The sequence below is a fragment of the Pseudomonas profundi genome (assembly GCF_008638305.1).
Taxonomy (GTDB): domain Bacteria; phylum Pseudomonadota; class Gammaproteobacteria; order Pseudomonadales; family Pseudomonadaceae; genus Halopseudomonas; species Halopseudomonas profundi.
In genome coordinates, this window is sequence record NZ_VTPZ01000032.1 from 1 (window position 1) to 5,117 (window position 5,117).

The window sequence follows — 5,117 nt, forward strand, 5'->3', positions numbered from 1 at the left end:
ACGCCGTAGAGGGAGAGGGAGGAGACCATCTCATCGAGTTCTTCACCGAAGACGGACAGCTGCGCGCCACCCTGTGCGTGAACATGGTCAGTCTGTTCGGCGCCGGATCACCGATTCCGGCCTTCTATGGCGAACAGGCATTGGGCGAGACGCCCGAGGGCAACCCGACGCGTGTATTCCTGGACCTGTTCAACAACCGTCTGCAGAGGCTGATGCTGCCGATCTGGCAGAAATACCGATACCGCGCGCGGTTTACTGCCGGCGCTCAAGACCCGTTTTCCGCACGACTCTTTGCCCTGATGGGCCTCGGCGGCGGCGACATTCGCAGCACTACCGAGCTCAACTGGAAGCGGTTGCTGCCCTACTTGGGTCTGCTGAGTATGCGCGCGCAGTCCGCGGCCCTGATCGAATCGGTACTGCGTTATTACTTCAAGCACCCGGATCTGCGCATCGAGCAGTGCCTGGAACGCCGTGTAGATATTCTGCCCGAACAGCAAAATCAGCTCGGACGCGCCAACAGTACGTTGGGCTCCAGCCTGGTATTGGGCGATAGCGTGCGCGACCGCAGCGGCCAATTCCGGGTGCATATACGCCAGTTGAGCTGGGACAGATTCCAGGAATTTCTGCCGGTCGGTCCTGGCTATCAGCCGCTTTGCGCGCTGGTGCGCTTCACCTTGAGAGACCCGCTGGACTACGACATCCAGTTGCAGCTACGCAAGGAAGATATACGAGACCTGCGCCTGGGCGCAGAGAACCCGTGTCGGCTGGGATGGACGAGCTGGCTGGGGCTGGAAAACGCCGACGCAGTTGTCACGCTCGCCGGACAGACACATTAAGGACGATGAAATGATCAACGTAGATCTGCAAAAACTGGTCAAGACACTCGACGCAGCAAGCCGTGCCGATCTCGAAGTCGCCGCTCAACGCTGCGTTGTACGCGGCGGCACCCAGGTGCTGATCGAAGATTTGCTACTCGGCCTGCTTGAACGGGCCGACAGTCTGCTGCTGCGGGCGCTGCAGGACGCGCATATAGAAGCAGCCGATCTGGCCCAGGCGCTCACTATCCGAACCCAGCAAAGCGAGTCGGGCAACCCGGTCTTCTCCGTTGAGCTGGTGCAATGGCTGCAGGATGCGCTGCTGGCAGCGAATCTGGAACTGGGCCGCGGTGAGATCGATCAGGCCGCTCTGCTGCTGGCATTGCTGCGCAATCCATTACGTTACGCCGGCAGCCGTTATCAACCGTTACTCGCACAATTGAATATTGATCAACTGCTCAGCTTCGCTCTCTCAGAACAGTCCACCGGCCCCACTACGGCCTCGGCCCGAACCGCAGAATCCGACGAATCTGCATTGGGACGTTTTACCCATAACTTCACGCAGCAGGCCCGGGACGACAAGCTGGATCCGGTGTTATGCCGTGATGCCGCGATTCGCCAGATGATCGACATCCTGGCCCGGCGCCGCAAGAACAACCCGATTGTGGTAGGTGAAGCCGGTGTCGGCAAGACCGCCATCGTCGAAGGTCTGGCGCTGCGCATCGTTGCAGGTGAAGTGCCCGATGTACTGAAGGGCGTGGAACTGCTGTGTCTCGACCTCGGATTGCTACAGGCCGGTGCCAGCGTCAAAGGTGAATTCGAGCGCCGCCTGCAGGGTGTAATTGACGAAGTCAAAGCTTCAGCCAAGCCGGTCATCCTGTTTATCGATGAAGCGCATACCATGATCGGCGCAGGCGGCCAGGCCGGCAGCAATGATGCAGCAAACCTGCTCAAACCAGCGCTGGCACGCGGCGAATTACGCACCATCGCCGCCACCACCTGGAGCGAGTACAAAAAGTATTTCGAAAAGGACCCGGCTTTGGCGCGCCGCTTTCAGCCCGTGCAACTGCACGAGCCAACCGTGGCCGAGGCTGCCACTATTCTGCGCGGCCTGGCACCGGTTTACGAGCGCAGCCATGGCATCTATCTGCGAGACGATGCCGTTGTCGCGGCGGCTGAACTGTCCGCACGCTATCTGGCCGGCCGACAGCTGCCGGACAAGGCGGTCGATGTGCTCGATACCGCCTGCGCGCGTGTACGCATAGGCCTGGCAGCAGCGCCTGAAGCCGTTGAACGCTTGCGAGGTGAAATCGCCGAAGGCGAGCGTCAGCGGATAGCCCTGCGCCGGGATCACGAAGCCGGCCTGAGCATTGATACAGACGCCTTCGATCAGCTCGAGACCCGTCTGCACGAAGCGGCGAGCCAACTGAGCGAGCTGACCGCACGCTGGGAAACCCAGCGCAATCTGGCTGAACGGTTGCTCGACCTAAGCATGCAACGCGCGCAGCTCACCGCTGCGGAAACGGATGCAACCCAGCCAATGGATGAATCCATCTGCGAGCTGGACGAAGCCCTGCGCGACACCCGCCAGGCGCTAATCGATGCTCAGGCCAGCGAGCGGCTGGTCAGCCATGAAGTATGTCCGCGTCTGGTGGCCGAAGTCATCAGCCACTGGACAGGCATTCCACTGTCACAACTGGCCCGCGAACATAACGCCAGTGTCACCGAGTTTGCTGAGGATCTTCGCGCCCGGGTGCGTGGTCAGGAACAAGCCGTGCAAGCACTGGACAGAGCCATGCGCGCCAGCGCAGCCGGGCTCAACAAGCCAGACGCACCGGCTGGCGTATTTCTGTTGGTCGGCCCCAGCGGCGTAGGCAAAACCGAAACTGCGCTGGCATTGGCTGACCTGCTGTATGGCGGCGAGCGCTTCCTCACCACCATCAACATGTCGGAGTTTCAAGAAAAGCACAGCGTCTCGCGCCTGCTGGGCGCGCCGCCGGGCTATGTGGGCTATGGCGAAGGCGGCATGCTGACCGAGGCCGTCAGACAAAAACCCTATTCAGTGATTCTGCTCGACGAAGTCGAAAAAGCCGACCCGGACGTGCTCAATGTCTTCTACCAGATATTCGACAAGGGCGTCGCCAATGACGGCGAAGGCCGGGAAATCAACTTCCGCAATACGCTGATCCTGATGACCTCCAACCTCGCCAGCGATCGTATCGCCGCGCTGTGCAATCAGAAGCAACGCCCCACCGCTGCCGATCTGGAACAGGCCATCCGCCCAGCCTTGAGTCACCACTTCAAGCCGGCATTACTGGCTCGCATGACAATAGTGCCCTACTACCCGGTCGACGGCGAGGTACTGCAAGAGCTGATCACGCTCAAGCTGGCGCGCTTCGGCGAACGTCTGCAGCGGCGCCAGCTCGCCTTCACTCACTGCGACAAACTGGTGGACCATTTCGCACTGCGTTGCGGCAGCAGCGACAGCGGCGCCCGGCTGATTGATCATCTTATCGATAGACATCTGCAGCCCCTTGCAGTGGATCGTCTGCTCGAAGCCATGGCCTCAGGCGAAGTACTGCGAAGCGTCCATGCCACGATCAACGAGCAAGGAGCGGTCAGCTGTGAATTCGCCTGAGGCTTCGGCCATGTTCAGCCAGATCCAGAAGCCGCTGCAGTATGCGGAAGCGCTACTCGAGCGGCTCGCCGATCTCAGCGGACGAGCCAATCGCGGTGCCCTGCTTGACGGGCTGGTCGAGGCCGCAGCCGAGCTGGCCGGTTGCGAGCTGAGTCAGCTATACCTGCTGGACGAAGCCCATACCCGGCTGTACCTCACCGCCGAATGGCTGGACGGCGCAAGACAATCAGTCGCCTCCTCCAGCTTGCCCAGTGACTACCACGCTGAACAATTGCTGCAATACAGCCTGTGCCAGAACCAGGTCGTGTCCCTCGTCGGACTGGATCGCAGCATTCACGACACCAACTTCCTGCCGTGCACGCCTGATCCCTGGCGCAGCTTGCTGTGCCTGCCATTGCTTAACGAACACAAGCAGGTCGGCGGCCTGCTGCTGGTCGCCAGCCGCAGCGCGCGCGACATGAAACGCTTCACCGATTCGCTCGCACTGCTGGGCAATTGCATACTGGCGCAGCTCCACGTATTGCATCGCCTCGGCGTGCAGCGGCCCGACCCGACCAGCGCGGTGCAGGACAGCCCGCCCTGCGCCAGTGGTTACGGCCTGATCGGCGATAGCCCCCGTATGCGCGCCGTATACAAACTGATCAGCAAGGTGCTGCATAACCCGGTGAACGTCATGCTGACCGGTGAGACGGGTACAGGGAAGGAGCTGGTAGCCCGTGCAATCCATGAGTTCGGCTTCCGGCGCAGCAAGCCCTTCGTGGTGCAGAACTGCGCGTCTCTGCCGGAAAACCTGCTCGAGAGCGAACTGTTCGGCTACCGCAAGGGTGCTTTCACCGGTGCCGATCGGGACCGTAAAGGCCTGTTCGACGAAGCGGACGGCGGCACCCTGTTTCTCGATGAAATCGGCGATATGCCGCTGACCTTGCAAGCCAAATTGTTGCGCGTGTTACAGGAAGGCGAAGTCCGCCCGCTAGGCAGCAACGAAACGCACAAGGTGGATGTACGCATTCTTGCCGCGACCCATTGCGACCTGCGGGCATTGGCCGATCAGGGCCGATTCCGTGAGGACCTGTTCTACCGGCTTTCGCATTTCCCCATCGAATTGCCACCCCTACGCGAACGCAGCGAAGACATTCTGCGCCTGGCTCGGCACTTCACTGACAAGGCCTGCACCTTCCTGCAACGCGATCCCTGCGACTGGTCAGACACTGCTCTGCAACAGATTGCCGCCTACGCGTTTCCAGGCAATGTGCGTGAACTCAAAGGACTGGTCGAGCGTGCGGTGCTGCTCTGCGAGGGCAATCTGCTGCTGCCCGAGCACTTCAATCTACAGCCCAGTGAGCCGACCCGGAACGTTTTGAATTTGCGTGAACGCCTGGAGCAGGTTGAGCGCAACCTGCTGATGGATTGCCTGCGCAAGAATCAGGGCAACCAGACCAGCGCCGCCAGCGAATTGGGCCTGCCGCGACGCACCCTGCTGTACCGCATGCAACGGCTGAACATCAACCCTGCCGAGCTCAAAACCAAGGAGAGAATCCATGTTCAGTCCGGGCAATGAAGCACACTTCAACCTGACCATCGAAGACGCCGAGCACGACTTCAAGGTCCTTGAGTTCACCGGCCACGAAGCCCTGTGCCGACCCTATCGTTTCGAACTGGATCTG

Annotated in this window: 3 protein-coding genes; all 3 read left to right on the top strand. The window is 60.8% G+C overall.

Annotated elements, in window-relative coordinates:
• A partial coding sequence (tssG, locus tag FZE95_RS19360) for a type VI secretion system baseplate subunit TssG (RefSeq protein ID WP_150302429.1) occupies positions 1–836 on the top strand: 836 nt, incomplete at its 5' end.
• A 10-nt stretch (positions 837–846) separates the two neighbouring features.
• A complete protein-coding gene (gene tssH, locus FZE95_RS19365) occupies positions 847–3,453 on the top strand; it encodes a type VI secretion system ATPase TssH (RefSeq protein ID WP_150302430.1) in 2,607 nt (868 codons plus the stop codon).
• Positions 3,454–3,463: 10 nt separating this feature from the next.
• Positions 3,464–5,011 (top strand): sigma-54 interaction domain-containing protein, encoded by a 1,548-nt coding sequence (locus FZE95_RS19370; protein WP_150302431.1) that lies wholly within the window; start codon positions 3,464–3,466, stop codon positions 5,009–5,011.
• The last annotated feature ends 106 nt before the right edge of the window (positions 5,012–5,117 follow it).